Source organism: Nonomuraea sp. NPDC049725, assembly GCF_040674795.1.
GTDB lineage: Bacteria > Actinomycetota > Actinomycetes > Streptosporangiales > Streptosporangiaceae > Nonomuraea > Nonomuraea ceibae.
On record NZ_JBFANJ010000007.1, the window covers coordinates 81,218 to 105,251 of the forward strand.

At 72.2% G+C, this 24,034-nt stretch carries 29 protein-coding genes; 13 read left to right on the forward strand and 16 right to left on the reverse strand.

Going from position 1 to position 24,034, the window contains the following annotated elements:
• Window positions 1-49 precede the first annotated feature (49 nt).
• Entirely contained in the window at window positions 50-1,225 is a 1,176-nt protein-coding gene (locus tag AB0J53_RS19745) for an alpha/beta hydrolase (protein ID WP_364174030.1), read from the forward strand.
• On the opposite strand, the gene AB0J53_RS19750 is transcribed toward AB0J53_RS19745, so the two are convergent.
• From AB0J53_RS19750 to AB0J53_RS19770, 5 genes are all read right to left on the reverse strand, one after another.
• A complete protein-coding gene (locus AB0J53_RS19750) occupies window positions 1,222-1,842 on the reverse strand; it encodes a response regulator transcription factor (RefSeq protein WP_364174033.1) in 621 nt (206 codons plus the stop codon). The two genes, AB0J53_RS19745 and AB0J53_RS19750, sit on opposite strands and share 4 nt — an antisense overlap.
• Window positions 1,839-3,047, reverse strand: a complete 1,209-nt coding sequence (locus tag AB0J53_RS19755; protein ID WP_364174036.1) for a sensor histidine kinase — start codon at window positions 3,045-3,047, stop codon at window positions 1,839-1,841. The genes AB0J53_RS19750 and AB0J53_RS19755 overlap by 4 nt, the downstream gene beginning before the upstream one ends.
• Before the next feature lie 36 nt (window positions 3,048-3,083).
• The gene (locus AB0J53_RS19760; protein WP_364174039.1) at window positions 3,084-4,904 is read right to left on the reverse strand and encodes a hypothetical protein; all 1,821 of its coding nucleotides are present in this window, start codon (window positions 4,902-4,904) and stop codon (window positions 3,084-3,086) included.
• Entirely contained in the window at window positions 4,889-5,656 is a 768-nt protein-coding gene (locus tag AB0J53_RS19765; RefSeq protein ID WP_364174042.1) for an ABC transporter ATP-binding protein, read from the reverse strand. The genes AB0J53_RS19760 and AB0J53_RS19765 overlap by 16 nt, the downstream gene beginning before the upstream one ends.
• Before the next feature lie 98 nt (window positions 5,657-5,754).
• Window positions 5,755-7,053, reverse strand: coding sequence for a tetratricopeptide repeat protein (locus tag AB0J53_RS19770; RefSeq protein ID WP_364174045.1), 1,299 nt, complete (start codon window positions 7,051-7,053; stop codon window positions 5,755-5,757).
• Window positions 7,054-7,170: 117 nt separating this feature from the next.
• Between AB0J53_RS19770 and AB0J53_RS19775 the strand changes: the two genes are divergently transcribed.
• On the forward strand, window positions 7,171-7,767 hold the full coding sequence (locus AB0J53_RS19775; RefSeq protein WP_364174048.1) for a hypothetical protein: 597 nt from the start codon (window positions 7,171-7,173) through the stop codon (window positions 7,765-7,767).
• On the opposite strand, the gene AB0J53_RS19780 is transcribed toward AB0J53_RS19775, so the two are convergent.
• Both AB0J53_RS19780 and AB0J53_RS19785 read right to left on the reverse strand, forming a co-directional pair.
• The gene (locus AB0J53_RS19780) at window positions 7,764-8,051 is read right to left on the reverse strand and encodes a Fe-S cluster assembly protein HesB (protein ID WP_364174051.1); all 288 of its coding nucleotides are present in this window, start codon (window positions 8,049-8,051) and stop codon (window positions 7,764-7,766) included. The genes AB0J53_RS19775 and AB0J53_RS19780 overlap by 4 nt on opposite strands.
• Before the next feature lie 159 nt (window positions 8,052-8,210).
• Window positions 8,211-8,444: a hypothetical protein gene (locus AB0J53_RS19785; RefSeq protein WP_219502813.1), complete on the reverse strand. Its 234-nt coding sequence runs from the start codon at window positions 8,442-8,444 to the stop codon at window positions 8,211-8,213.
• Window positions 8,445-8,928: 484 nt separating this feature from the next.
• On the opposite strand from AB0J53_RS19785, the gene AB0J53_RS19790 reads away from it, so the two are divergent.
• The gene (locus AB0J53_RS19790; protein ID WP_364174054.1) at window positions 8,929-9,417 is read left to right on the forward strand and encodes an HXXEE domain-containing protein; all 489 of its coding nucleotides are present in this window, start codon (window positions 8,929-8,931) and stop codon (window positions 9,415-9,417) included.
• A gap of 6 nt (window positions 9,418-9,423) precedes the next feature.
• Here the strand turns inward: AB0J53_RS19790 and AB0J53_RS19795 are convergent, their stop codons facing one another.
• Entirely contained in the window at window positions 9,424-10,044 is a 621-nt protein-coding gene (locus tag AB0J53_RS19795) for a helix-turn-helix domain-containing protein (RefSeq protein ID WP_364174057.1), read from the reverse strand.
• A gap of 68 nt (window positions 10,045-10,112) precedes the next feature.
• Here AB0J53_RS19795 and AB0J53_RS19800 point away from each other — a divergent pair, with 68 nt between their 5' ends.
• Window positions 10,113-10,877, forward strand: coding sequence for an SDR family oxidoreductase (locus tag AB0J53_RS19800; RefSeq protein WP_364174060.1), 765 nt, complete (start codon window positions 10,113-10,115; stop codon window positions 10,875-10,877).
• Window positions 10,878-10,893: 16 nt separating this feature from the next.
• Here AB0J53_RS19800 and AB0J53_RS19805 read toward each other — a convergent pair whose 3' ends face one another.
• Window positions 10,894-12,054, reverse strand: a complete 1,161-nt coding sequence (locus tag AB0J53_RS19805; protein WP_364174063.1) for an alpha/beta fold hydrolase — start codon at window positions 12,052-12,054, stop codon at window positions 10,894-10,896.
• 301 nt (window positions 12,055-12,355) lie between these two features.
• Here AB0J53_RS19805 and AB0J53_RS19810 point away from each other — a divergent pair, with 301 nt between their 5' ends.
• Window positions 12,356-12,502 carry a hypothetical protein gene (locus AB0J53_RS19810; protein WP_364174066.1) on the forward strand — a complete coding sequence of 49 codons (147 nt, stop codon included), beginning with the start codon at window positions 12,356-12,358 and terminating at the stop codon, window positions 12,500-12,502.
• A gap of 5 nt (window positions 12,503-12,507) precedes the next feature.
• Here the strand turns inward: AB0J53_RS19810 and AB0J53_RS19815 are convergent, their stop codons facing one another.
• On the reverse strand, window positions 12,508-12,990 hold the full coding sequence (locus AB0J53_RS19815) for a carboxymuconolactone decarboxylase family protein (RefSeq protein WP_308125683.1): 483 nt from the start codon (window positions 12,988-12,990) through the stop codon (window positions 12,508-12,510).
• A 218-nt stretch (window positions 12,991-13,208) separates the two neighbouring features.
• Here AB0J53_RS19815 and AB0J53_RS19820 point away from each other — a divergent pair, with 218 nt between their 5' ends.
• On the forward strand, window positions 13,209-13,643 hold the full coding sequence (locus AB0J53_RS19820) for a hypothetical protein (protein ID WP_364174070.1): 435 nt from the start codon (window positions 13,209-13,211) through the stop codon (window positions 13,641-13,643).
• A 66-nt stretch (window positions 13,644-13,709) separates the two neighbouring features.
• Here AB0J53_RS19820 and AB0J53_RS19825 read toward each other — a convergent pair whose 3' ends face one another.
• Window positions 13,710-14,204 carry a GNAT family N-acetyltransferase gene (locus tag AB0J53_RS19825; protein WP_364174073.1) on the reverse strand — a complete coding sequence of 165 codons (495 nt, stop codon included), beginning with the start codon at window positions 14,202-14,204 and terminating at the stop codon, window positions 13,710-13,712.
• A 126-nt stretch (window positions 14,205-14,330) separates the two neighbouring features.
• Here AB0J53_RS19825 and AB0J53_RS19830 point away from each other — a divergent pair, with 126 nt between their 5' ends.
• The gene (locus tag AB0J53_RS19830; RefSeq protein ID WP_364174818.1) at window positions 14,331-15,518 is read left to right on the forward strand and encodes an MFS transporter; all 1,188 of its coding nucleotides are present in this window, start codon (window positions 14,331-14,333) and stop codon (window positions 15,516-15,518) included.
• Here AB0J53_RS19830 and AB0J53_RS19835 read toward each other — a convergent pair.
• Both AB0J53_RS19835 and AB0J53_RS19840 read right to left on the reverse strand, forming a co-directional pair.
• On the reverse strand, window positions 15,513-16,163 hold the full coding sequence (locus tag AB0J53_RS19835; protein ID WP_364174076.1) for a hypothetical protein: 651 nt from the start codon (window positions 16,161-16,163) through the stop codon (window positions 15,513-15,515). The genes AB0J53_RS19830 and AB0J53_RS19835 overlap by 6 nt on opposite strands.
• A gap of 228 nt (window positions 16,164-16,391) precedes the next feature.
• Window positions 16,392-16,832 carry a MerR family transcriptional regulator gene (locus AB0J53_RS19840; protein ID WP_364174079.1) on the reverse strand — a complete coding sequence of 147 codons (441 nt, stop codon included), beginning with the start codon at window positions 16,830-16,832 and terminating at the stop codon, window positions 16,392-16,394.
• Window positions 16,833-16,902: 70 nt separating this feature from the next.
• On the opposite strand from AB0J53_RS19840, the gene AB0J53_RS19845 reads away from it, so the two are divergent.
• A complete protein-coding gene (locus tag AB0J53_RS19845; RefSeq protein ID WP_219502792.1) occupies window positions 16,903-17,529 on the forward strand; it encodes a methyltransferase domain-containing protein in 627 nt (208 codons plus the stop codon).
• 60 nt (window positions 17,530-17,589) lie between these two features.
• Here AB0J53_RS19845 and AB0J53_RS19850 read toward each other — a convergent pair whose 3' ends face one another.
• The 3 genes from AB0J53_RS19850 to AB0J53_RS19860 are packed head-to-tail and all read right to left on the reverse strand — an operon-like array spanning window position 17,590 to window position 19,876.
• Window positions 17,590-18,357, reverse strand: a complete 768-nt coding sequence (locus tag AB0J53_RS19850; RefSeq protein ID WP_364174082.1) for a hypothetical protein — start codon at window positions 18,355-18,357, stop codon at window positions 17,590-17,592.
• Complete coding sequence (locus AB0J53_RS19855; RefSeq protein ID WP_364174084.1) at window positions 18,354-19,088, reverse strand: ATP-binding cassette domain-containing protein; 735 nt, start codon at window positions 19,086-19,088, stop codon at window positions 18,354-18,356. The genes AB0J53_RS19850 and AB0J53_RS19855 overlap by 4 nt, the downstream gene beginning before the upstream one ends.
• 38 nt (window positions 19,089-19,126) lie before the next feature.
• Complete coding sequence (locus AB0J53_RS19860; RefSeq protein WP_364174087.1) at window positions 19,127-19,876, reverse strand: hypothetical protein; 750 nt, start codon at window positions 19,874-19,876, stop codon at window positions 19,127-19,129.
• A 118-nt stretch (window positions 19,877-19,994) separates the two neighbouring features.
• Here AB0J53_RS19860 and AB0J53_RS19865 point away from each other — a divergent pair, with 118 nt between their 5' ends.
• The 5 genes from AB0J53_RS19865 to AB0J53_RS19885 all read left to right on the forward strand — a co-directional run bounded on the left by AB0J53_RS19865 (window position 19,995) and on the right by AB0J53_RS19885 (window position 23,968).
• Window positions 19,995-20,912, forward strand: coding sequence for a histidine kinase (locus tag AB0J53_RS19865; protein ID WP_364174090.1), 918 nt, complete (start codon window positions 19,995-19,997; stop codon window positions 20,910-20,912).
• On the forward strand, window positions 20,909-21,613 hold the full coding sequence (locus AB0J53_RS19870) for a response regulator transcription factor (RefSeq protein WP_364174092.1): 705 nt from the start codon (window positions 20,909-20,911) through the stop codon (window positions 21,611-21,613). Before AB0J53_RS19865 ends, AB0J53_RS19870 begins: the two co-directional genes overlap by 4 nt.
• Before the next feature lie 123 nt (window positions 21,614-21,736).
• The gene (locus AB0J53_RS19875; RefSeq protein WP_364174095.1) at window positions 21,737-22,357 is read left to right on the forward strand and encodes a dihydrofolate reductase family protein; all 621 of its coding nucleotides are present in this window, start codon (window positions 21,737-21,739) and stop codon (window positions 22,355-22,357) included.
• 43 nt (window positions 22,358-22,400) lie between these two features.
• The gene (locus tag AB0J53_RS19880) at window positions 22,401-22,730 is read left to right on the forward strand and encodes a YciI family protein (RefSeq protein ID WP_364174098.1); all 330 of its coding nucleotides are present in this window, start codon (window positions 22,401-22,403) and stop codon (window positions 22,728-22,730) included.
• Window positions 22,727-23,968, forward strand: coding sequence for a DUF6596 domain-containing protein (locus AB0J53_RS19885; protein ID WP_364174101.1), 1,242 nt, complete (start codon window positions 22,727-22,729; stop codon window positions 23,966-23,968). The genes AB0J53_RS19880 and AB0J53_RS19885 overlap by 4 nt, the downstream gene beginning before the upstream one ends.
• Window positions 23,969-24,034: the final 66 nt, after the last annotated feature.

Sequence of the window (24,034 nt, forward strand, 5' to 3'; positions counted from 1 at the left end):
ACAGTCGTATTAAATACGGTCGTATTCGATCCTGTGAAGCGAGGCACGCATGGCCGATCGGCGCGAGAAGAGACGATCGTGGGAACGCCGGCTCGCGATGGCGGGCGCGGGGCTGGTCGCCGTCATCCTGCTGCCCGCGGCCGCCACGGCGCTGCTGCCGATGCCTAGCCTGGAGCTGTGGGCGATCGGGCTGCTGGTGCTGGAGTTCAGCCTGGTCTTCGCGGTGATCGCGGTGGTGGGCGTCGTGCTCGCGTGGCTCGCCGCACGACGACCCTCCGGACGCCGGGTCGCGGTCGTGCTCGCCGTGGTCAACGCGGCGATGCTCGTCACCGCTCTCCTCCCGGCGGTCTCCGCATGGGGGACGGCTCGCGCGTACGGGGTGCCGCTCAGCCTGGCCGGATACCTCGACGGGCTGTCCACCTCCGCCGGACGCGGCCCCGACGAGACGGTCCGCTACGCCCGCGCCGGGGGCGAGGACCTGATGCTCGACGTCTGGCGGCCCGAGGCGGCGCCCGGGGCCGGACGGCTTCCCGTCGTGGTCAACGTGCACGGCGGGGCGCAGGACGCGCCGCAGAGCCCGTTCCCCCGGTGGGACGCCTGGCTGGCCGACTCGGGGTACGTCGTGTTCGACGTGGACTACCGCTTCTTCCGGCCGTACGACTGGAAGTCCTCGCCCGGCGACGTCAAGTGCGCGCTCGGGTGGGTGGTGCGCAACGCCGAGCGGTACGGCGCCGACCCGGCGCGCATCACGCTGATGGGCCAGTCGGCCGGCGGCTACCTGTCGATGCTCGCCGCCTACGCCACGGCCGCCGAGCTGCCGCCGTCCTGCGACGTTCCCGAGGTGAGACCGGACGCGGTCATCGCCTGGTTCGCGCCGGGGGACGCGACCGCCGAGGTGCCCTCGCCGTTCCGGCTGTCGGAGACGGTACGGCGGCAGCTCGCCGAGGAGACGTGGCCGCTGGCCGACGAGGACTGGAAGCGCGCGTCGCCGAGCACGTACCTCCGGCCCGGGCTGCCGCGGACGCTGCTGATCCAGGGCGGCCGCGACATTCTCCAGACCGCCGGGTACACCAGGGACTTCGCCGCCCGCCTCGCCCAGGCCGGGGTGCGGCACGAACTCGTGGAGATCCCGTACGCGGACCACCAGTTCGACCTGGTCTGGGGCGGTTTCGGCAGCCAGATCGCCCGGCACGTCGTACGGGACTTCCTGAACGCGGCTAACTAGCCGAGCAGGCCGCGGCGGTAGCCCTCGCCGACGGCGGCGGCGCGGTCGCGGACGCCGAGCTTGTCGTAGATGTGCAGCAGATGGGTCTTGATGCTGGCCTCGCTGATGAAGAGCTTGGCGGCCGCCTGGCGGTTGGTGGCGCCGTCGGCGACGAGGGTGAGGACCTGGAGTTCGCGGTCGGTGAGCGCGGCCTTGGCCGGCCGGCGTACCTGGCCCATCAGGCGGCCGGCGACCGAGGGGGACAGGACCGGCTCGCCCGCGGCGGCGGCGCGGACGGCGCGCAGGAGCTCGTCGGTGGGGGCGTCCTTGAGGAGGTAGCCGGTGGCGCCGGCTTCGATGGCGGGCAGGACGTCGGAGTCGCCGTCGAAGGTGGTCAGGACGAGGGCCTTGATGTGCGGGTGGGAGCGGCGCAGGGCGGTGATGGCGCTGACGCCGTCCATCTCGGGCATGCGCAGGTCCATGAGGACGATGTCCACGTCGAGGGCGGCGGCGCGTTCGACGCCTTCGCGGCCGTTGGCGGCCTCGCCGGCGACGTCGATGTCCGGTTCGGCGTCGAAGGCCGCGCGCAGGCCGTCGCGGACGATGGGGTGGTCGTCCACGATGAGGAGGCGGATCATCGCCGGTCCCCCTGGATGGCGGGGACGGTGGCGCTGACGGCGGTGCCCTCGCCGGGCGTGGTCTCGAATTCGAGGGAGCCGCCGACGCCGCGTACGCGTTGTCTCATGCTGCTGAGTCCGAATCCTTCGCTGTTGGGGTGGTGGATGCCGGTGCCGTTGTCGCGGATGTCGAGGAGCACGACCGGTCCGGTGTAGGAGAGGGTGAGGCCGGCGCGGGTGGCGCCCGAGTGTTTGGCGACGTTGGTGAGGGCTTCCTGCGCGACGCGGAAGAGGGTCACCTCGATGGCGGGGCTGAGGGGGACGCGGTCGCCGGTGACCTCGACGTGGAGGTCGACGCCGGTGCTCTCGGACCAGCCGCGGGCCAGGGTGGTCATGGCCTCGGGCAGGTGGGCGTCCTCCAGCTGGTGGGGCTGGAGGGCGGAGACGGAGCGGCGCGCTTCGGTGAGGCTGTCCTGGGCGAGGGTGAGCGCACGGGCGATGTGGGCGTCGGAATCCTCGACGCGCTGGGCGGCGCGGAGCTGGGTGATGATGCCGGTGAGGCCCTGCGCGAGGGTGTCGTGGATCTCGCGCGCCATGCGCTGGCGCTCGTCGAGTATCCCGGCCTGGTGGGCCTGGGCCAGGAGCTGGGCGTGGAGGTCGGCGTTCTCCGCCATCGCGGTCTGCAGGTCGCTGGCGGCCTTCCGGTACTTGCGCTGCCGCTCCTCGATCTTGAGGCCGGCGATGGAGCCGCCGCCGATGGCGATGGTCTGCACGGCGATGATCACCAGGTAGAAGGCGATGAGCTGGAGGGTGGCCTGGCTCCAGTCGAGCGTCGACCCGTACAGGATGCAGGAGGTGGTGGCGACGGCGGCGAAGGTCCACCTGGAGGGCGCGAAGTGGGCGGCGAGGAAGAAGCCGGAGATGCAGTAGATGACGAAGATGGGGTCGTGGAAGGTCAGCAGCGCGGCGGTGGCCAGGACGCCGAGGAAGTGAACGGTGACGTGAATCCGGCGCCGGCGCACGGCGGCGGGGAGAAGGGCACGGGTTCCGGCGATCCAGGCGAGGGCCAGGGCGGCGAGCCCGAGGGTGCGGGCGATCCCGCCCGGAGGCTGGTCGGGGGAGGCCAGGCTGATGACGAGGGAGACGGCGAGGGTGACGTAGGGGACGATCTCAACGGCGTTCTCGAAGCGTCGTTCCCAAGGGGAGAGCGGGAAGGGGTCGTTCATCCGGAGCATGCCCTCCTCTCGGGAAACGTACGGATATCAGCTGGTAGTGGGCGTTGAGGAAGAGCTTAGGCGCATGGGGATCAGGAAGGCGTAGCCGTACATGAGCAACCCGGTGGCGATCATGGCGATGATCGTGGGCCACTGCCACATCGACGGGAGATGAAGGGCGAGGAACCACGAGGGGCCCTCGACGCCGAAGATCTTCATGAACAGGGGCACGACCCCCTGGGGGAACAGGGGAAGCCAGGCGATGAGGTGGCAGATCATGACGCCGACGCGGTGCTGGACGGGGAGGTCCGCGGTGGAGGGCTTGTCGGGCGTGGGCGCCGGGCCGTGCTTCATGAGGTTGAGCAGCTCGATCCCGCGGGACTCGAGCCTGCGGTAGGCGATCCTGCCGAATCCCCACATGCTGAGGGCGCCGGTCAGCAGACCGGCGGCGATGCCGGCCAGCGGGTGATACAGGATGGCGCCGGCCGCGGGCAGGGCGGTGGTGGGGACCGCGATGAGCACGAGCCAGGCGATGCCGGTCTCGGCGGATTCGTCGGCGCCGGTGCTGAGCGGGTTGCCGCCGCGCTTGTGCGGGTCGGTGCCGGGGACCAGCGAGGTGACGCCGAGCAGGACGATGAGCCCGGCGCCGCCGCCGAGGAAGGCGGGGAGCAGGCCGAGCACCCACGGCCAGGCCCAGCTCTCGCCGCTGACGAGCGTGCCGGCCAGGGAGAGGAGCACCGCGGGCGGCCCGACGGCGAGGAGCCAGGCGAGCTGGCGTCCGCGGACGTCGGAGCGTTCCGCGCCCGGGGTCATGAGGGTGAGCCAGAGGGCGGTCCCGTCGGCGCCGTAGAGGTTGGCCGAGGCCGAGGCGGCCATCACGATCGCGATGAGCCCGGTGAACGGGACCATGATCCACGCGTCGATGGCGAGAAGCAGGAGAGGCGTGACGATCGCGTAGGAGAAGGCGGTGGCGAGGAGCTGGATGCGGACGAGGTCGCGCCACCAGGCGCGCAGTTCCTTGGCGGCGGTGATCCGGGCGCCGCTGGTGGTGGCGGGAAGGGGCCGGTGCGTGCTTCGGCGGGACGGCACACCGCCGCGCACGGCTGAGACGACACGCCGCGACAGCAGCCGGGCCCAGACGGCCAGGAGGAGGCCGATCACGCCGGCGCCCGCGACGAGGATGGCGAGGGCGAGGGGCCACGAGGCTTCGACGGCGGCCACGCCCCAACCGGACGGCAGGACGCGGAAGACGGTCTCGAACCACGCGGCGGTGTCGGTGCCGCCCAGTGCCGCCACGAGCGCCCAGCCGTTGCTGCACAGGGCGATGGCGGTGCCGATCAGCACGCCGACGGTGGTCGCCGTGAGCCGGGACCTGACGAACAGCCCGATGAGCGCCACGAAGACGCGGGACATCATCACCATGATGATCAGCGTGGTGACCGCGGCCACCAGGCCGACGAGCACTCCGACCGGGCCGAAGCGCCACCCGTACACGGGCAGGGACATCAGGGCGAGGAGGTTGACGGCGGGCGCGGGGCCGGCGAACGCCCCGGCGAGCAGCGCCACCGCTATCTGGCGCGGCGTGGCCGGGAGCATGGAGAAGTACTCGGGGCGGAGAGCCTCGCTGCCGCCCCCGAAGAGGAGGGGGCCGAAGATCCAGCCGGAGAGCCAGCCGGCCAGCGTGAGAGGCAGGTAGGCGGGCCACAGGACGGCGACGGCGATCGTTCCGATGGCCAGGAGCACCCCGAGCGAGACGCCGGCGGTGAGGTTGGCGGCGTCGTCACCGCGCAGGGAGTTGCGCATGATCGCCAGTCGCATGCGGATCATGTGCTGGGCGGCCACCGGGGCGGGGGTCAGGAGGTGAGCCATGCCAGCCCCTCCGCTCCTCCGGTGCGGGCGCCGACGAGATCGACGAAGGCGTCGTCCAGGCTTCCGCCGCCGCGTACGTCGGCCAGCGGCCCGGCGGCCACGACGCGGCCGTCGGAGATGACGCCCACGTGGTCGCAGAGCTGTTCGACGAGGGCCATGACGTGGCTGGAGATGATCACCGAGCCGCCGTTGCCCGCGAACCTGCGCAGAATGGTCCTGATCGTGGCCGCGGAGACGGGGTCGACGGCCTCGAAGGGCTCGTCCAGGACGAGCAGGCGGGGCGCGTGCAGGAGGGCGATGGCCAGGCCGATCTTCTTACGCATGCCGGTGGAGTACTCGATGACCAGCGTCCGCTCCGCGGAGTCCAGCTCCAGGACCCGGAGCAGCTCGTCGGCGCGCTCGGCGACGACGGCCGGCTCCATGCCCCGCAGCAGCCCGAGGTAGGTGAGGACCTCACGGCCGGTGAGCCGTTCCGGCATGGCGTTGCCGTCGGGCAGCACGCCGATCAGCTCCTTGGCGCGTACGGTGTCACGCCAGACGTCGACGCCGAAGATCTCGGCGCTGCCCGCGTCGGGGCGCAGCAGGCCGACGGACATGGCCAGGGTGGTGGTCTTGCCGGAGCCGTTGGGCCCGACCAGACCGTAGAACGATCCGGCGGGCACGGTGAGGCCGACGTCGTCGACGGCCACGTGGTCGCCGAAGACCTTGCGGAGTCCGGTGGTGCGGAGAGCGGGCTCCCGGGTGGTTGGCATGACTCGAGCTTCGCCCGGATGCCGGGGCGGCGGATCGTCCGGGCGGAGAGCGGGGTGGTGGATTCCGGCATCAACCGATCGGTTGATGCCGGGCCCGTTCACGGTGTGGCGCGGCCCCGGGCGACGTAGGCGGTCATGCCGGTGAAGTCGAGGGTGACGTGGTAGGGCTTGAAGAAGCTGTGCGAGAAGCTTGCGTGCACGTCGAAGCCCTCTCGGCCGAGCGCCGGCCGGTCGTCGGCGTAGCAGTAGACGTCGTGGGCGGCGGCGTTGCCGAGGCGGACCTCCTCCGGGTAGCAGGGATGGCTGACGACCGGCTGCCCGCCGGCGAAAGCCTCCACCGGGCGGTCGTGGTCGGTACGGATCCGCAACCGTTCGACCGTGTCCGCGGGCATGCTCACGGCCATCTCGCCGGTCCCGCCGAGGTTCAGGGCCACCACGCGCGGGCCGGACCCGGCGGCGCCGGTGACGCTGCCCCGGGTGAACAGCAGGTGCTCGGGGGCCAGCCACAGCGGCAGCGGCTCGGCGCCGGACCGTACGGCGGCGGCGCGGGCCGCCCTGGCCGTTTCGGGGGTCCGGCGGCGCAGGATCAGCGACCGGCCGGCGTAGTCGACGGTGGTCAGGAAGTGGTACAGGATCCACGTGCCGATCAGTCCGTCGCCGATGCCCGGGCCGTCGTCGTCCGACCAGCCCACGGGGATGTTGCGCAGCTCGATGCCGCCCAGCTCGAAGGAGTCCAGTATCCCGGACCAGATCGTCATGGTCCTGCCCTCGTACTCCAGCTTGTCCTCGGTCACGGCGCGGATCCCGGCGTCCTCCGCCGCCTTCTGCGACACGCCCAGTTGCGCGACGCGCGTGTAGAACGACAGGTTGATCGGCGGTCCGCCGTTGAGCGACGCCTGCAGCATCGGCGCCGGGTCGAGCTGCCGCCACGGCACCCGCCCGACGTCGCCGTGGATCTGGTACGGCTCGCCGCGGAACGCCGCGAACAACGTGGCGTAGCCTTCCTCACCGGCGGCCCGCCATCGCGGCACGGCGAGAGAGAATTTGTCCTGCCGGGTGTAACAGTCGGCCAGGAAATGGTTGGCTTCCTTGTCGTCGGGCGCCAGCTCGACGGCTCTCCTGAGATATTTCTCCGCGTCTTGGAACTGGTTGGACAGCAGCGCGACATAACCGCGCCGGCGGGCCGCGTGCACATTCTCCGGGTCTTTCTTCAGCATTTCCTCGTACGCGCGGCCGGCCCTTTCGAACTCCCCGGCCCGGAACAGCGCGTCCGCGTCACCGCCGCCGGCCAGCGCCGGCGCCGCGCCGCCCGCCAGTGGCGCGGTCGCCGCAGCACCGGCCAGTACGGCGGCGCCCCGCAGCAGCGAACGCCGGTCCCATTCTCGGCCATTGCGCAAGGCATTCTCCTTTTTCGATTCAGGCCCCTTCACTATCGACCGGCCTTGTGCGCGCCGGGTCAGCGCCATGTCATCGTCATGTCACGGCGCACGCCGCACCGCTTGTAGCCTTGCGTCGTGACCGGCGAACTGTTGCGCGAACAGAGGGAGCTGCAAGCCGCGGCGGACGCCGCCTATCACGATCTGGGCCTGGCCGCGGCCCTCGGGAAGATCGGCGCGCCGGTGCGGGTGGGCAGCGCGGCGCTCGGCCTGATGGTCGCCCGCGACCTGGACATCGACGTGACCTGCGCGGCACTCGACGAGCACACCATCGCGGACATCTCACGCCTCGGCGCCGGCCTCGTCCTGCACCCCCGGGTACGCCAGGTGCAGATCCGCGACGACACGGGCGCGTGGAACGTCGATCCGCGCTATCCCGACGGGGTCTATCTCGGCGTGCACTACCGGGCCCCGGACGGCAACGACTGGAACCTGGACGTCTGGTTCATCGACCAGCCCGACCGCCAGCCCAGCACCGTCCACCTCCGGACGCTGCGACCCCGCCTCACCGACGAGAGCCGGGCCGCGATCCTGCTGATCAAACGTGCCCTGGCGGCTCGGGGCGGGCCGCGTGTCAGCAGCTACGACATCTACACGGCGGTCCTGGACGACGGGGTCCGCACGCCCGACGAGTTCGACCGGCGCGGGACGGGCTCGCCTGGGCCGCGCTCTTAGGTCCGGGGGATGATCCGGAAGGACGGGCGGTCGTCCTCCATCTCCGCGTCGAGGGTCTTGTCTTCCAGGAACGAGGCGGCACTCGGTTCGAGATACACCCGTACGCCCTCCGCCTCGAGGATCTGATCCTCCGGGTGCGGGCCGCCCGAGACCGACAGCTCCAGAGATCTGTCGGAGCCGTTGGTGGAGGAGGCCGCGATGCGCAGCCCGGTGTCCGGCGGAGTTTCGGGTTGTGTGGTCAGATCGCGGATCGCCGCGACCGCGTCGGTGGTCAGCGTGAGCACGGCCACTCCTCCCGGGTTGTCCGCTCGCTACTGCTCCTGAAGCCCTGCCCGCACAGGAGAGCCCAATAACCCCAAGTAGGTGCAAATGGTGTCAATTGCGACACGCGGGTGACACGGCCTCGGCGCGCCGCCGCGCCGAGACCGTGCCTCAGGAACCGGCTACACCCAGTTCTTCACCCTTTCCCCGGCAGCCTTGGAATGCCTGCCCGCGATGATGTCCGGGGTGCTCGAAGCGCTGCCGGCCAGCAGCCCGGTCTCCGCCGTGCGCGTCACGGCCACTCCCGGCTCGCCGGCGGCGCCGTCGTACGTGACCGGCCCGGTCAGCAGCACTCCACCGCCGACGGCGGCGATACCGAAGCCGGCCACTGTGATCATTATCTTCAGCTTGCGCATGATTCCTCCTGCGTACTCGGGATGGGGCAGGCCCTCGCAAGACGGGTCTCGCGGAGCTCTTCCTGAGCCGGCCGCCCCACCGGGTCGAGCTTGGCAGCGCGAGCGCAGCAAGATCCATACCGCCTGCGCTACCTCCGGCGGTAGCGCTGCCTGTCGGCCGGACGCGCTGGGCGGATCCTGTGCCGATCGCTCAAGGACGCCGGCCCGCGCCCTCGGCCTGGCGGAAGCGGTCGATGATCTGCTCGAACAGGACAGGCCCGCCTCCTCGGCGACGCGATCCGTCGTACTGGGCGAGAACGCGAGCCGCCGCCTCCGCGATGCGCCGGCGGGTCTCCCAGGCGCGCTGCTGACGCGGCGTCTTCCTGGGGCGATGGGGCGAACGGGCGGGGGCGTCGGACGCCCTCAGAAGCGAGTACAAAAAGCGAGGGATTCCTCATAGTCTGGCCGCCCAGCTCAGCAAACCCCCAGGAGGTATCCCGTGGCCATGTCCGCTGTGAACGAAGGCTCGCGCGAGGTCGCGCCGATCGGCGGCGTCCTTCCCTTCCTGCTGCCGTTCGGCGTCTACGTCGTGCACACGCTGGAGGAACTGCCCGGCTTCGCGGCCTGGGCCACCCGGCACTTCGGCCCGGAGACCACCGGCATGTTCGCCGCCTACCACATCCCGCTCGTCCTGCTGGTCCTGGCGACCTCCTGGCGGGCCATGTGCCAGGGCCGGCACGGCGTATGGGTGGTGCTGGCGACCGCCTTCCAATGGCAGTTCGCCATGAACGCCCTGTTCCACCTCGGCGCCTGGGTCGCCCTCGGCGAATACTCCCCGGGGGCCGTCACCGCCAGTGTGGTCTCCCTCCCCGCGACAGCCGTCTATCTGGCCTGGATCAGGCGTGAAGGACGGGCGGACACCCGGGAGATCGCCCTCGCTCTCCTGCTGGGGACGCTCATCGCCGCCGCGGCGGTCGGCTTCCTGTTCCTGTGAGGCCGGTCATCGTGCTGGGCTGACGACGACGTCGTCGCCGAAGACGGCCGCGAGGGCCCTGCCGATCAGGGTGGGCAGGTCGGTCCGCCCGTCGTCCTCGGCCCAGCGCACCATCGCCGTGTGGAGGGCGGCCAGGCAGGCGCTGGCCGCCGCCTGGGCCCGGAACGCCGCGTCGGGGTCGGCGGGATCGTTCGCCAGGGCGCCGGTGATGGCCTGCTGGAGGGCGTACTGGTTGTCCAGGTGCCTGGCCCGCAGGGCGGGCGTGGAGATCATGAGCTGGAGGCGGGCGAGCAGGAACTGCCGGTCCGCTGCCATGTCGTCGCCGGTCAGGGCCGTGGCGGCGTCGACGAGCGCGCCGCCGATGCGGCGGACCAGGGGCAGGCCGGCGGGTGACGCGGCGATCCGCTCGGCGATGAGCCTGCCGTGCTCGTCGACGAGCACGAGGTCTTCCTTGGTGGGGAAGTGCCGGTAGACGGTCATGGGCGAGACGCCGGCCGCGTCGGCGACGTCGTTCATGGTCGTGGCGTCGTAGCCGCGTTCGCTGAACAGCCGTATCGCGTGCCCCTGGATCGTGCGGCGCGTCTGGGCCCGTCGTCGTGCTCGCAGGGTTGAGTGCTGCTCCGGCATGTGTTAGACACTACCATCGTGATAGTCACTACCAAATCGGTAGTCGCTAACAGTCAGGAGTGGTGGACATGAGTGATCTCATCGGCAGGACGGCCCTGGTGACCGGCGCCTCGCGCGGCATCGGCCAGGCGATCGCGACCCGGCTGGCGGGCAGGGGAGCGATGGTGATCGTGCACTACGGCACGGACGCGGACGGCGCGACGGCGACGGCCGGCCGGATCGAGCGCGACGGCGGGACCGCCGTCGCCGTCCGGGCCGAGCTGGGGGTGGACGGCGACGTCGACGAGCTCTTCGCGGGAGTCGAGGCCGCTCTGGCCGGGCGGCCCCTCGACATCGTGGTCAACAACGCGGCCGCGCAGCCCGCCGGTCCGCTCGGCGCCACGACGCGGGCCGAGTTCGACCACCTGTTCGCCGTGAACGTACGGGCGCCGTACTTCATCATCCAGCGCGCCCTGCCCCTGATGCGCGACGGCGGCCGGATCGTCACGATCTCGTCCGTCGCGACCCGCATGGCCAACCCCGCCCAGACGTCCTTCGCCATGACCAAGGGCGCGATCGAGACCATGAGCCTGACCCTGGCCAACGAGCTCGGCGTCCGGGGCATCACCGTGAACGCCGTCGCCCCCGGCGCCACCCGGACCCCCGCCAACGCGGCCGTCTTCGACGCGCCCGGCCTGGCCGGCTTCATCGCCGGATCCACGGCACTCGACCGCCTCGGCAGCGCCGACGACGTCGCCGACGTGGTCGCCTTCCTCGCCTCCGACGCGGCCCGCTGGATCACCGGCCAGGTCGTCGACGCCAGCGGCGGCCTGTTCCTGGGGCCGCGCGCCTGACCTCGCCGCGCCGGCCTCAGGCGCTTCCGGTCAGCATGAGGTTCATCAGCGGGCCGGCGAGCGCCGCCTTGCCTCGGCCGGGGAGGGCGGCCAGGCGAGCCGTCCGCGCGGGCAGCAGACGCAGGTCCTCCTCCGTCACCGTGCGGGCGACGGCCAGCGCCGCGGCGGGATGGTTGTCCAGGATGCTGTGCGCCAGCCCGTCGAAGGGCACGAGCACGCCGTGGGGAGTCAGCTCGCTGATCCGCTGCGCGACGGCCGGTATGGACCGCAGGTCCCTGGCTCCGGACACGACGGCGACAGGCCAGGTGAAGCTCCGCAGAGCGGCGGGCGCGTCGACGGGCTCGCCGGTGAAGGCGGGGAACCGGCCGGCGATGGAGGCGTACGGCAGGGCGGGGTCCAGGGGCAGGCCGTCCGGCTTCAGCGTGTAGGCCTCGCGGAAGTTGATCACCCCGGCGAGGTCGAACTCCATGACGTACGGGCGCACCCGGGTCGTCTCGCCGGTGACCAGGGCGGCCAGCCGGTCCCAGAGCCTGCGCCTGCCCTTGTCCACCGCCATGAGCAGCTTGGACAGCAGCGGAACCCCGCCGAGCTCGTAGGCGAGCGGGACCACGACGGCCGTGTCCTCGTCCGTGACCTTGCCCGACTCCACCAGGGCGCGCAGCGCCGCCGCCACGCCCCTGGTCTCGGGCTCGTCGCCGTCCCACAGCAGCCTTCGCAGGTACGCCCGGCAGAGGTCGAAGTCGTCGGCCGAGGCGTAGGTGGAGTCGAGCACCATGCCGGACACTCGCTCCGGATGGGTGGCGCCGAGCACCTGCGCGAGATAGCCGCCGTAGGAGGTGCCGTAGACGACGACCCGGTCCACGCCGCACGCGTCGAGCACCGCCACCAGGTCCTCGACCGCCGCCGTGACGGTGAGATCCTCCCACCGCAGATCCATGCCGGTACGGTCACGCCGGGAGAAGCCGACGCCCCGGTGCTCGACCATGATTACGTCGAATCCCCGGTGGGCGGCCAGGCGCCTGAGCCGGCGATACGGGACGACCGAGCCCAGCCCCGGTCCTCCCGGGATCACCAGCAGCGGCGTCGCCCCCCGCCGCCCCGAGCGCACGTAGGCCAGATCGAGGCTGCCCCGCGGGACACGCCGGACGCCGTGGCGCCGATCAGAGCGGATCTTCATGGCCCTCATGAAAGACCTTGACGTTACGTCAAGGTCAAGAGCCCCGCGCCCCGGGCTCAGGCGGGCGGGTCCGTGGGGCCGGTGAGGCCGTGGAGGAGCAGGTCGGCGACCAGGCGCATCCTCGACCCCGCCGCCCTGAGCCGGCGTACGCGGGCCTGTACTCGGCCTCCGGCGTGGCCGACGGCCCCGACGCCGAGCCCGGGACGTTCAACCTGGTCTCCTGGCCAGCGCGCTCGAGCGCGCCGACGTCCCCGACGCCCTGGCCGACTACGCCCGGCGGCGCCGGGCCCGCATCGCCAAGATGGTCAGGTCCGCCGCCGCCAACCGCGACGCCAAGATCGCCGGTCCCGTCGCCCGCCGGCTGCGTAACCTCCTCATGCCGGTGGCCCTACGGCACTTCTACGAACGCGGCACCTCCTGGCTGTACACCCACGACGTCACCGCCTAGGGGCGCTACTGCCGCCACTGCTCCGCCGGTGACACGCCGGGCAGGGGCTTGCCGATGAGGGCGAGCGGGAGGAAGAAGCAGACCTGGCCGATGGCCATGATGAGCGTGGCCAGAGCCTGGTCGTCGTAGTGCTCGGACGCCCTCGCGTACAGCTCGTCGGGGACGCGCTCGCCGGCCGGGTTCGGCGTGAGCACGGCTTCGACCAGCTCCAGTGCGACGCGCTCGGCGTCGGTGAAGTAGGGCGCGTCGCGCCAGGAGGCCACGGCGGTGATGCTCTCCTCGGCGGCGCCGGCCTTGCGGAGGTTGCCGGTGTGCAGGACCGTCAGGTACGTGCTGCCGGCGAGCTGACCGGCGCGCAGCTGGACCAGACTGATCGTGGTCTGCGGGATCGTGCCGTTGCCGGTGGCCTTGTACAGGGCGCCGCCGATGTCCTTGAGCTCGGGGACGAGCACGGCGGGGTTCGGCAGACGCGACTGGGTGGTGGTCACGGGGTTGTCCCTTCTCGGTTCCAATGCTGGATCACTGCTGCACTGACGGAGCGCAGGGGACGAAGGTGACCGCTCGGCCCAAGAATGTGCGCGCCGCTGCCCTCGCCACCACCCACCGGGCGTCACGAGGACAAGGGCGCTTTCACGATCGCCGGGATTCCCCCTCGGCACAGCGGAACTAAAGTCGATCCAAAGCGGTCATCCGTAGCTTCATCCGCATGACCCTTCGACGCATCATCAGCATCGCCGCCGCCGGAGCGACCGCCGCCGCTCTGGGCCTCGCGATGGCGCCCGCCGCAAGCGCGGACGACGCCGGCGACTGCAACTACGGCTACGTCTGCTTCTACAGCGGCTCCGGCCTGACCGGCACGCTCAAGCTGGAGAAGGCGGGCAACTGGAGCGGCAACGTCTCGGGCATCCGCTCCTTCTTCAACAACGGCGCGCCCGAGCCGAACGGCGCCGACCACGTCATCGTCACCTACCAGTACCACACCGACAGCGGCAGCGGCCCGGAGCTCAGCAGCAAGCAGCGCAAGTGCCTGCACTACGGCCGCGCCGACGCCGGCTCCATGCCGGGCGGCTGGCGCAACTGGGGCTCGGTGGTCACCAACATCGAGTGGGTGAACCGCTGGCACAGCCTGTGCGGCGGCTGATCAGCCATCTGGGGGATGCGGGCGAGACCCCGCCGGCAGCCGCCGGCGGGGTCTCGCTCAATCGCTCTACTGGCCCTGGTCAGGGGCGGTGAACGAGATCCACACGTCCGGGGGGACGGCCGCGGGCTCCTCCTTCCACGCGTCACCGGCGATCTCCGTGGCGACGCGACGCCAGAACGCCGCGCCCGCCGTGTTGGCCTCCTGGAAGGCGATCCTCCAAGGTCCCGGATGCCGGGAGATCACCTCGCGTACGACTTCCATCCCGACCCCGGAACGGCGCGCGCCGCGTACCACGAAGAAGCTGTTGAGCACCCGCGCCGGGCCGGACAGGGCGCGCACGAACGCGAACCCGACGGGCCGGTCCCCGCTGGTGAACAGGTACGCCGTCCACTCGTCGTCCTCGAGCGCCGTGCGCAGCCGGTCGCTGTGATAGGTGCCGTCGGGGCTGGGCAGCCCGCCCTGGAAGTCCGCCATGTCGTGGCGGAACATGAGCCAGAGGCGTTCGATGATGGGGCGGTCCGCGGCGTTGATGGGCCGCACGGTTGCCTTGATAGTGGTCATACATAGACCTTCCGGCCGGAATCAACATCCGACCGGAAAGCAGACACTAGCAGATTCGATCATGGCCCGCCCACCGCGGCCGGACCATGACGGACGTGCCTTGGGGGCGGCATCGATCTGACGGCGCTGCGCAGTCCGGCCTTCCGGCTGATCGCCCTGGCCCAGCTCGGGTTCGTGGTGGGCGAGCAGGTCCTGGCGGTCGCCGTCACCGTCTCCGTGCTCGGCGCCGGGGGCGACGCGTCGGCGGTCGGGGTCGTGCTCGCCGCCAAGGGCGTCGCGTCGTTGTGCCTGCTCCTGGTCGGGGGCGTCTGGTCGGACCGGCTGCCCAGGCGGCGGATCCTGGCCGTCATGCTTGCGGTCGACGCGGTCGCGGCGGGCGTCCCCCTGCTGGTGACCGGGAGCGTGTGGCCGGCCGCCGTCATGTTCGTGATCGGCGCGGCGGAGGCGTTCGTCCGGCCCGCGTTCAACGCGATCCTGGCGGGGGCGCTGGAGGAGGATCAGCGGGTCTCCGGCCGGGCGCTGGTCAACATCTGCACCCGGGTGGGGGTCATCACCGGCCCGGTGGCCGGCACGCTGCTCGCCGGAGCGAACATGGCCCTTGCCTTCGTGCTGGCGGTGGTGGCGTTCGCCGCGAGCGCGCTCGCCTTCCGGTGGGTCGCCGAGCCGCCGTGGACGCCGGTGGCCCGCCGCTCCCTGCCGAAGGAGGCGGTGGCGGGGCTCGCCGACGCCGGACGGCGGCCGTGGCTGGCGGCGCTCCTGCTGTTCTCCCCGGTCAGCCTCATGTTCGTGATCGCGCCCAGCCAGGTGCTCCTGCCCGTGCTGAGCCGGGACGCGTTCGGCTCCTTCACGGCGTACGGCACGGCCCTGGCCTGCTACGGCGCAGGCGGGCTGATCAGCAGCGTCACGATGATGGCCTGGCGGCCGAGGCGGCCGGGGGTCGTGGCCATGTGCGCGATGGCGTCGTACGCGCTCGTCCCGCTCGGCCTGCTGTACGCGCCCGCGGTCTGGGTCCTGTTCTGCTGCTACCTCGTGGCCGGGTTCGGCGTCGAGACGTACGCGCTGTGCTGGGACGTGGCGATGTACCGCGAGGTGCCCGGCCACCTGATCGGCCGGACCACGTCACTGGCCTGGCTCAGCACCTTCGGCCTCATGCCGTTCGGCCAGGCTCTCACGGGGCCGTTGACGGACCTGGCCGGCACCGGCGCGGTCCTGCTGACCGCCGCGGGGCTGGTGCTGGTGATCCCGCCGTGCCTGCTCCTCGTCCCCGGCATGAGCCACCTGCGCGGCACCAGTACGCCGAGGAGAACGTCATGACTGCACGCGAAGCGGCCGGACGGCGACCGGATCGGCGGAGAGCGTCACCTCGATGGTGATGCGGGGATTGTCCGGCCGGGGGAGCTGCAGCCCGCGCTCGAACTCGTCTGCGTCGTCCGGCATCGCCTTCGGCTGGATCGTGACCTTGACCTGGCCGGTCTCCTCATCCGTGTGCGAGGTCATCGTGGCCACCTCGGGCCGGGAACGGAGCCAGGTGACGACCGTGTCGTGGGCCTGCTGGAGGTCGGCGGACGAGAATCCCTTGCCGCCGATCAGCGTGACCTCCGTGGGAAGGGTCCTGGCCAGCTCGATCGCGCGAGCCGGGACGCGCCCCTTGAAGCCGATGCGCAGCCCTCGGTGGACGTCGACGTACCTGATGCCGGAGAGCTCGCCGGGGAACTCCTTGTGGAGCTTGTCGAGCACCCGGTTGTTGGCCGTCTGTGAGCCGAAGCGGTCGATGGCCTCCTCGTAGGAGATGCCCTGCGATCTGGCGACGTTCACGAGGTCGACCAGTTCGGCGTAGGGGATGCCGTCGATCGTCACGTCCGGCTCGGTCACCGCGGGGTCGTACCCGTCGAAGTCGGTCGGTTTGGGCGACGAGGTGGCGGCCAGCCGGGTCGCGTACCGTTTGACGATTTCCTCCAAGGGACGGCCCGACGACGCAGCCTCTCGTTCGAGCCGTTCCAGGGTGGGCCGATGCGGTGCGGGCTGATCGGCCCTCGGTAACACGATCGTCTCGGTCCCGGCCGCCGTGGGCGCCGCGCCGGCACCGGGCTGACCGCAGGCGCACAACGCCGCGAGCAACGCGATGACGGTCCAACGTGATCCCTTCATACCTGAGGGACGCGCCGGCGGCCTGAAGGGTTCATCCGGTCAGGGATGCGAGTGGATCTCGTCGTGGGCCTCTTCGAGCGAGGATCCCGCCAGGAGCGCCGCGATCCCGCCGGTGAAGTTGGCGCATTCGAAGAGGTCCTCGTGCGGGCAGGCCAGGCCGTGGGCGATGGCGGTGCGCGCCACCTGGGCCTGGGCGATCCGCTGGTCCAGCTCGGCGAGCTTGCGCCGGTAGAGCTCGCGCCATCCGTCGTCGGCCGGTGCGCGTGAGGCGACGAACGCCCTGATCTCCCGCAGCGTGAAGCCGGCGTCGCGCAGCAGCAGGACCACGCCGACCAGCTCGACCGCCGACGGCGGGTAACGCCGCCGGCCCGAGATCCGGGCCGGCGCCGGCAGGAGGCCGAACTCCTCCCAGTAGCGCAGGGCGGAGGTGGCGACACCCGTGCGGCTCGCCAGCTCGCCGATCGTCAACTGCTCGCCCATTGACTTCAAGCATACTTGAAGCCGTTGACTGGCGATCATGCGAACAGCGGATACGTCTCTCAAGCAGCGCGTGATCAGATACCTGGTGGGCCAGGCCCATCGCCCCCGAGGCGTCGTCGGGTGGGCGACGAGCTGGATGTTCGCCCTTCGCCCCTCCAACCGGCAGCGCAACAGGTGGGCGGTGTCACTGCTGGACGTGCGGCCCACCGACCGGGTGCTGGAGATCGGGTTCGGTCCCGGCATCGCCATCGCCGAGCTCGCCCGCCGGGCCACCCACGGCCAGGTCTTCGGCGTCGACCACTCCCTGACCATGGTCCGGCAGGCCGCCCGCCGCAACGCCGCCGCCGTCCGCGCCCGCCGGGTGCGCCTCACACAGGCCTCCGTGGAGCGGCTGCCGAGCTTCGGCGACCCGCTCGACGCCGTCCTCGCCGTCAACTCCGCAGGGTTCTGGCCGAACCCGGTGGAGCGGCTCGCCGAGCTGCGCCGCCTGCTCCGGCCCGGAGGGCGCATCGCGCTCGTCAGCCAGCCGCGCAGCCCGGGCGCCAACCGGGACACCACGGCCCGGGCCGCCCAGGAGCTCCAGGACCTGCTCACCCAGGCCGGCTTCACCCGCCTCCGGGTCGAGACCCTCGACCTCGACCCGCCCGTCGCCTGCGTGCTCGCCGACAACCCGGCCGGCACCGGCCGTCACCCATGACGGCCGCGGCCCGCCGTACGAGGTCGACCAGGGGAGGACGCCGTGCGGACGGATGATCCGCTACTCCACGACCGCCTGCCGTGCGCCGACGTCGCGCCGGACGAAGACGACCGCGGCCGAGACGACGGCCGCGACGCACCAGAGCGCGACAGTCGCGCCGGCCCCCGCGACGGTGAGGTCCGGCGGGTTGAGCCAGTCGGAGGTCTGCTGCTCACGGTTAACGAACAGCAGGACGGCGGCACTGGCGGGCAGGTACTGGAACACGGGCAGGGCCATCATGAGCGGCACGCCCCCGAAAGTGAGCACGATCATCCCGGTCAGGACGGCGGTCTGGGACCGGACGAGGAACGCCGCGCACGCGCTGAGGAGGCCGAGCGCCGTCCACGACACGACGCCGAGCGCCAGGCTCGCCAGGAGCGTTCCGCCGTTCCCGGTCGTCCAGACGGAGCGGTCGCCGAGAGGCGCCTGCACGAGGGTCGCGACGAGCACGGCGAGCAGGAGCCCGAGTGCCGTGGTGAGGCCGGACGCGATGAGGAGCTTCGCGGCGAGGACCCGGCCGCGGCGCGGCGCGGCGAGGACCGTGGTGGTGAGCTGGCCCCCGGCGTGCTCGCCGGAGACGACGAGCACGCCGACGACCGCGGCGAGGAAGGAGAGGTTCGCCAGCGCGTGGACGCCGGCGGTCTCGGGGGTGGTGAACCCGAGATCCGGCGACGCCTCGATGAGGCAGTACGCCAGGGAGAGCGCGACGGAGGAGAGAACCGCCCGGACGACGGGCCGGAGGGTGCGTGCCTTGGCGAGTTCGCCGCGGAGGACGTCGAAGAAGCTCATCGGGCGGCCCCCGGGGTGGGGTCCTGCCGGCGCGAGCGTTCGAGACGGTCGAAGAACGCCGTCTCCAGCGACCCGTGGGCGCGGACCAGCTCGCCGACCTCGCCGTCGCCGATGACACGGCCGCGGTCCATGAGCACGACCCGGTCGGCGACCATCTCGGTCTCGCTCATCAGATGGGAGCTGAGGAGCACGGTCCTGCCGTCGCGGGCGAGCCCCGTGAGAAGTCCGCGCAGCCACTGGATGCCGATGGGGTCGAGGCCGTTGGCCGGCTCGTCGAAGATGAGCGCCCGCGGGTCGCCCAGCAGCGCTGTCGCGATGCCGAGGCGCTGCTGCATGCCGAGGGAGTACTCCTTGACGCGGCGCTTCCAGTCGCGCGGCTGGAGGCCGACCGTCTCGAGGACCTCGGTGACCTTGCGGTCGGGGAGGCGGTTCGTCCGGGCGACCCAGCGGAGGTGGTCGATCGCCCGGCGGGACGGATGCGCGCCGGACCCCTCGAACTGCGCCCCGGCGACGCGCATCGGGACGGGATGCTCGCGGTACCTGCGGCCGCACACGGTCGCCGTACCGGAGTCGGCGCGATCGAGGTCGCAGATGATGCGCAGGACGGAGGACTTCCCGGCCCCGTTCGGGCCGAGCAGGCCCGTGACGGCGCCTGCCGGGGCGGTGAAGCTCACGCGGTCGGCGGAGACGATCGCGCCGTGCCTCTTGGTCACGGCGGTGACGTCGATCATGGTACGGGTTCCCTTCGACGAGACGTGGGCGCCGGGCGTCACCGGACGTCGCGGCGCCGGTGGACGGCGATCCCGACGGCGACGGCGGCCGCCACCTGGAGCGCGGCGGCGATGAGGCAGGAGGCCGGCGGCGCGGCGCCGGCCTGCATGTACGCGGACTTGAACACCTGGTCGAGCGCCCCGCCCAGGAACGGGAACCGCGCGGCGAGAAGATCCGACGCGCCGATCGTCCAGACGAGCACGGGGACGACCCCGAGGAGCAGGCTCCGGGTCGCCGCGACGAGCGCCGCCGCCACGAGCGCGACCGACACCCAGTAGCCGATCAGCCAGCCGTACGGGAGGAGCTGTACCGGGCCGCCGCCGGAGGCCAGGAGCGGCATGATTGCCGCGAGGGAGCACAGGACGCCCGCGGCGAGGGCGGCCGACGCCACGGTGAGGAGCTTCGCCACGGCGAGCCGGACCCGGCCCGCCGTGGCCAGGAACGCCGTGCGCCGGGGTCCGGCCGGGAGATCCTGCCCGAACACCCACGCGCCGAGCAGGATCGGGATCGCCTGCCCGTAGTGCAGGAGCGTCAGCGACCAGTCCGTGCCGCTCATCCCCGCGAGCTCGCCGCCGCGCCCCTGGACGCGGAACCGCGCCAGCTGGTCCATGCCGAACGCCGTGGCCGCCAGCACGACCAGCGCGCCGAGCAGCAGCGTACGGGGGATCGCGGGGAACGAGCGCGCCTTCCGCAGCTCGGCCGAGAGCGTCGCCGTAAAGCGAGCCGGAGCGGAATTGGTGGATGCCATGCCTCCATGCCATCGCAGCCGCGCCGGGCGCGGATCACCGCTGACGGTGAGCTTCACCCCTTCGTGCCTCACCCCTGGGTACGAGGCGGTCTCCGGGACCGGCTCGTACGCTGAGAGCATGACGACGACCGGCGCCCAGGCGCGAAAGCGCCCCGTACGGGCCCGCTCGCGCGCCTGGGCGCTGGTCGTCTGCCTCGCGCTCGTGCCCCTCGCCGCGGCGGTGGCCCTGGACGCGGACGGCGGTTTCCTGCTCGCCGCCGTCATCGCGTCGGGCCTGATCGTGACGCTCGCGGCGCTCGGATGGGCGGCGCGGCGCTCCCGGGCGCGTCAGCGCGACTACGAGGAACGGCTCGCCGCCTGGTCGGCGGAGCGCGCCATCGCCCAGGAGCGCCTCCGCATCGCCCGGGACCTCCATGACCTGACCTCCCACGGCCTCGGGGTCATCACGGTCCGCGCCGCCGCCTCCGGCTACCTCGCGGGCCCGGACGCCGACGCCGAACGGCGGCGAGCCATGCTCGACGTCGAGCGCGTCGCGCGGGAGACCACGGCGGAGCTGCGCCGCATGCTGACCCTGCTCCGCACCCCCGGCGACGGTCCCGCGCCGCTGCGCCCCGCCGACACCCTCGACGCGCTGCCCGCCGTCGTCCAGGACGCCGAGCGCCACGGCCTCATCGTCGAGTTCGCCTCCGCGGGGCTCGGCGACGTGTTCGACGGGTCTGGCGACCGGCACCCGATCGGCGCGGGCGCGCAGCTCACGGCCTGCGCCGTCGTCCGCGAGGCCCTCGCCAACACCCTCCGCCACGCCGGACCGACCACGGTGCGGCTCACGGTCACGAGGCACGCGGGCGCGCTGTCCGTCGGCGTCGAGGACGACGGCCCCGCACCGGGCCGGCGACCCGAACCCGAACCCGGGGCGGGGTACGGGCTCGCCGGGCTGCGCGAACGACTCGCGGCCCACGGCGGCACCCTGGAGGCGTCCCCGGCGGGGCGCGGCTTCCGCCTCCGCGCCGAGATCCCGCTCGGCGGGCGGCCGTGACCGGCCTGCCGGGCCCTGACCGCCGTCCGATCAGCGTGCTCCTCGCCGACGACGAGCCGCTGCTGCGCAAGAGCCTGCGCATCGTGATCGACAGCCAGCCCGACCTCCGCGTCGCCGGCGAGGCCGCCACCGGGTCCGAAGCCGTACGCGCCGCCCGGGAGCTCGCACCGGACGTCGTCCTCATGGACATCCGCATGCCCGACGGCGACGGGATCCACGCCACGCGCCGCATCACCGCCGACCCCGCCCTGGCGGCCGTGCGGGTCGTCGTGCTCACGATGTTCGAGCTCGACGAGTACGTGTACGGCGCGCTCCGGGCCGGGGCCGGCGGGTTCCTCCTCAAGGACGCCCACCCGGAGGCGCTCCTCGACGCCGTCCGCCGAGTGCACGGCGGCGAGGCGCTCTTCGCCCCGTCGGTGCTGAAGAAGCTCGTCGAGCACTACGTCACGGCCCCCGCCGCCGGTGCGGCGAAACCGCCCGCGTCCTCGCTGCGCGACCGGCTCACCCCACGCGAGACCGACGTGCTCGTCCTCATCGCGCGGGGCCTGTCGAACGACGAGATCGCGGCCTCGCTCCACCTCTCGGGAAACACGATCAAGACCCACATCAGCAGCCTGCTCGCGAAACTCCACGCCCGCGACCGCGCCCAGCTCGTGATCGCCGCCTACCGGTCCGGCCTCGCCACGGTCACGGCGGAGTGAGGAACCCGGCGATCCGGAGAAACGGCGGGTCCCTGTCGGATCGGGCCGGGGCTGTTCGTTGAAGGTGTGAGAGGGCGCCCACGAGGGATGTCCCCAGGGTCGAGGAAGAGAAGGATGACGAGCATGAAGCTGACGACCATCACGAACGTATCCGTCGACGGCGTGATGCAGGGACTCGGGCAGTCGGACGAGGACCGCAGGGGCGGGTTCGAGCGCGGCGGCTGGGCCCTGCCGCTGTTCGACGGTGAGGCCGAGGCGTTCCTCGGGCAGATCTACCAGCGCGCCGACGCGTTCCTGTTCGGCCGGCGGACGTACGAGATCTTCGCCGGTTCCTGGGGCGTGATGCCGGATCCGGAGAGCAACCCCATCGGCGGCCCCCTGCACGCGCGGCCCAAGTACGTGGCCTCGACCACGCTCACCGACCCGGGATGGGCGGGCACGACCGTCCTGTCCGGCGACGCCGTGGACGCCGTGCGGAAGCTGAAGGCCGAGCGGGACGGTGAGCTGCAGGTGCACGGCAGCGGCGCGCTGGTCCGCAGGCTGCTCGACGAGGGCCTGGTGGACGAGATCACCCTGTTCACCTATCCCGTGGTCGTCGGCCAGGGCACGCGGCTGTTCCCCGCCACGGGCCCGGACCTGGCGCTCGACCTGGTCGGCTTCCGGGCGTTCGCGAGCGGCATCACGAGCCAGGTCTACCGCCCCGCCGGACGCCCGCGGTACGCCGGCCCGGACCTCGCGTCATAGCCGCCCCTCGTACGACCGACCGTCACGCAGGAGATGACCTGACATGCAGTACCTGGTTTCCGTGATCGACGACAGGACCGCCTCGGCCACGCCGGAGGAGATGTCCGCCATCAACGCGTTCAACGACCGGCTGGTGGCCGAGGGCCACTGGGTGTTCGCCGGCGGCCTGGCCTCGCCCGGCACGGCCACCGTGATCGACAACCGGGGCGGGGAGGCGATGCTCACCGACGGGCCCTTCCTGGAGTCGAAGGAGTACCTCGCCGGTCTCTGGATCATCAGGGCTCCCGACCTCGACGTGGCGCTCAAGCTCGCCGCCGAGGGGTCCAAGGCGTGCAACCGGAAGGTCGAGGTACGGCCGTTCCTGGGCGGGTGACCGTGGCCGACGTCCGTGAGGCGATCATCCGGGCCCACCACGAGGAGTGGTCGCGCGTGGTGGCCGCGCTGGCCAGGCGGTTCGGGGACCTCGATGTCGCCGAGGAGGCGGCGGCGGAGGCGTTCGCGGCCGCTGTCGAGCGGTGGCCGGCCGACGGCGTGCCTCCCAGCCCTGGCGCCTGGCTGGCCACCACGGCCGGCCGCAAGGCCATCGACCGGGTCCGGCGCGAGAGCAAGCGCGCGGACAAGCAGAAGGAGGCCCAGCTGTTGTACGACGACGACCCGGCCGAGCCTCTCGGAGCGATCGACGACGACCGGCTCCGGCTGATCTTCACCTGCTGTCATCCGGCGCTCGCGATGGAGTCCCGCGTGGCGCTGACGCTGCGCCTGGTCGGCGGCCTGACCGTCGCCCAGATCGCCCGTGCCTTCCTGGTGCGGGAGACCGCGATGGGGCAGCGGATCACCCGAGCCAAGGCCAAGATCAAGGCGGCTCGCATCCCCTACCGGGTGCCGTCCGCCGAGGACCTTCCGGCACGCGTCTCCGGCGTGCTCGCCGTCCTCTTCCTCGTCTTCAACGAGGGCTACCTGGCGACCGGCCCCGACACCGATCCCGTACGCCCCGACCTGACCGCCGAGGCGATCCGGCTCGGCCGCCTGCTCCGCACCTTCATGCCGGAGGACGGCGAGGTGGCCGGGCTGCTGGCGCTGATGCTCCTCACCGAGGCCCGCCGCACCGCCCGGGTCTCGGCGGGCGGCGAGCTGGTCGCTCTCGACGAGCAGGACCGGGGGGCCTGGGACGCGGCGCTGATCGCCGAGGGCCATCAGCTGGTGCGCGAGCGCCTCGCCGCTGCCGCCGCCGGGGCGGCTCCGGGCCGCTACCAGATCCTCGCGGCGATCAACGCCGTGCACACCTCCGCCAGGGACGTGCGCGACACCGACTGGTCGCAGGTCGTCGCCCTGTACGACCAGCTCGTCCGCCTCGACCCCTCGCCGGTCGTCGCCCTCAACCGGGCCATCGCGGTCGCCGAGCTCGACGGCCCGGAGGTGGCGCTGGCGGCCGTCAACCGTCTTGAGCCCGAGCTGGCCGGCTACCACGCCTACCACGCGACCCGCGCCGACCTGCTGCGACGGCTGGGCCGGGGCCGGGAGTCGCGCGCGGCGTACGACAGGGCCATCGAGCTGGCGGGCAACACCGCCGAGACCGCGGCGCTGAGCCGCCGCCGCGACCGGCTCCGGTAGCGCCCGCGGGCGCCGTGCCGGCGCCCGGAGACTCGGCCCGTTTCTGGCGGACATTCTACGTTCACC

What these genes read in the sequence shown, in the direction of transcription:
- AB0J53_RS19790 (WP_364174054.1), top strand. Translation starts at nt 8,929, where the DNA reads ATGTCCGCTGTGAACGAAGGCTCGCGCGAGGTCGCGCCGATCGGCGGC.
- AB0J53_RS19750 (WP_364174033.1), bottom strand. Translation starts at nt 1,842, where the DNA reads ATGATCCGCCTCCTCATCGTGGACGACCACCCCATCGTCCGCGACGGC.
- AB0J53_RS19865 (WP_364174090.1), top strand. Translation starts at nt 19,995, where the DNA reads ATGACGACGACCGGCGCCCAGGCGCGAAAGCGCCCCGTACGGGCCCGC.
- AB0J53_RS19755 (WP_364174036.1), bottom strand. Translation starts at nt 3,047, where the DNA reads ATGAACGACCCCTTCCCGCTCTCCCCTTGGGAACGACGCTTCGAGAAC.
- AB0J53_RS19825 (WP_364174073.1), bottom strand. Translation starts at nt 14,204, where the DNA reads ATGACCACTATCAAGGCAACCGTGCGGCCCATCAACGCCGCGGACCGC.
- AB0J53_RS19850 (WP_364174082.1), bottom strand. Translation starts at nt 18,357, where the DNA reads ATGAGCTTCTTCGACGTCCTCCGCGGCGAACTCGCCAAGGCACGCACC.
- AB0J53_RS19765 (WP_364174042.1), bottom strand. Translation starts at nt 5,656, where the DNA reads ATGCCAACCACCCGGGAGCCCGCTCTCCGCACCACCGGACTCCGCAAG.
- AB0J53_RS19875 (WP_364174095.1), top strand. Translation starts at nt 21,737, where the DNA reads ATGAAGCTGACGACCATCACGAACGTATCCGTCGACGGCGTGATGCAG.
- AB0J53_RS19840 (WP_364174079.1), bottom strand. Translation starts at nt 16,832, where the DNA reads ATGGGCGAGCAGTTGACGATCGGCGAGCTGGCGAGCCGCACGGGTGTC.
- AB0J53_RS19800 (WP_364174060.1), top strand. Translation starts at nt 10,113, where the DNA reads ATGAGTGATCTCATCGGCAGGACGGCCCTGGTGACCGGCGCCTCGCGC.
- AB0J53_RS19860 (WP_364174087.1), bottom strand. Translation starts at nt 19,876, where the DNA reads ATGGCATCCACCAATTCCGCTCCGGCTCGCTTTACGGCGACGCTCTCG.
- AB0J53_RS19810 (WP_364174066.1), top strand. Translation starts at nt 12,356, where the DNA reads ATGGTCAGGTCCGCCGCCGCCAACCGCGACGCCAAGATCGCCGGTCCC.
- AB0J53_RS19760 (WP_364174039.1), bottom strand. Translation starts at nt 4,904, where the DNA reads ATGGCTCACCTCCTGACCCCCGCCCCGGTGGCCGCCCAGCACATGATC.
- AB0J53_RS19855 (WP_364174084.1), bottom strand. Translation starts at nt 19,088, where the DNA reads ATGATCGACGTCACCGCCGTGACCAAGAGGCACGGCGCGATCGTCTCC.
- AB0J53_RS19795 (WP_364174057.1), bottom strand. Translation starts at nt 10,044, where the DNA reads ATGCCGGAGCAGCACTCAACCCTGCGAGCACGACGACGGGCCCAGACG.
- AB0J53_RS19820 (WP_364174070.1), top strand. Translation starts at nt 13,209, where the DNA reads ATGACCCTTCGACGCATCATCAGCATCGCCGCCGCCGGAGCGACCGCC.
- AB0J53_RS19805 (WP_364174063.1), bottom strand. Translation starts at nt 12,054, where the DNA reads ATGAAGATCCGCTCTGATCGGCGCCACGGCGTCCGGCGTGTCCCGCGG.
- AB0J53_RS19785 (WP_219502813.1), bottom strand. Translation starts at nt 8,444, where the DNA reads ATGCGCAAGCTGAAGATAATGATCACAGTGGCCGGCTTCGGTATCGCC.
- AB0J53_RS19745 (WP_364174030.1), top strand. Translation starts at nt 50, where the DNA reads ATGGCCGATCGGCGCGAGAAGAGACGATCGTGGGAACGCCGGCTCGCG.
- AB0J53_RS19880 (WP_364174098.1), top strand. Translation starts at nt 22,401, where the DNA reads ATGCAGTACCTGGTTTCCGTGATCGACGACAGGACCGCCTCGGCCACG.